Source organism: Caulobacter sp. 05T431 (assembly GCF_056665975.1).
Genome location: NZ_JBFTKU010000108.1, coordinates 1 through 465 on the forward strand (window position 1 = coordinate 1; position 465 = coordinate 465).

The following is a 465-nucleotide window of genomic DNA, read 5'->3' on the forward strand; positions in this document are numbered from 1 at the left end:
GCATCTCCTACTTCGGGTCCATGCAGGTGCTGGCCGCGGCCGAGCGCCCGCCGCACCTGAAGGCGATCTTCGTCTCCGGCGGGCACTACGACTTCTACGAGACCACCTACCACGGCGGCGTTATGTGGTTCATGCCGCGGGCAGCCCGCGAGGGCCGCGGCGGCGACTCCGGCTGGGCCTTCACCGACAACGTCAAGTCGCGCATGATCGATAAATACTCCCCCGAGGAACTCAAGCGGCTCGTCGCCAAGCGCCTGGAGGATCCAGACGTCGCCGCGTGGCCGAACCTGGTCCATGTCCTGAACTACCCGAAGAACCACGAAGCCTGGTTCGACATCGTGATGAACGAGCTCGACGGGGACTGGTACGAGGAGCGCAACCCCATCACGCTGGCCCCGAACATCGACATCCCGGTGTGGCTGCAGATCGACCAGGGCCGCGGATGGACCATGGATGGCACAATCG

Annotated in this window: 1 protein-coding gene; it reads left to right on the forward strand. The window is 64.9% G+C overall.

Annotated features, from left to right (window positions below; all coding sequences use genetic code 11):
* Positions 1-20: 20 nt before the first annotated feature.
* Positions 21-465: hypothetical protein (locus AC1U89_RS24730; RefSeq protein WP_479902254.1), on the forward strand; the 445-nt coding region annotated here is incomplete at its 3' end.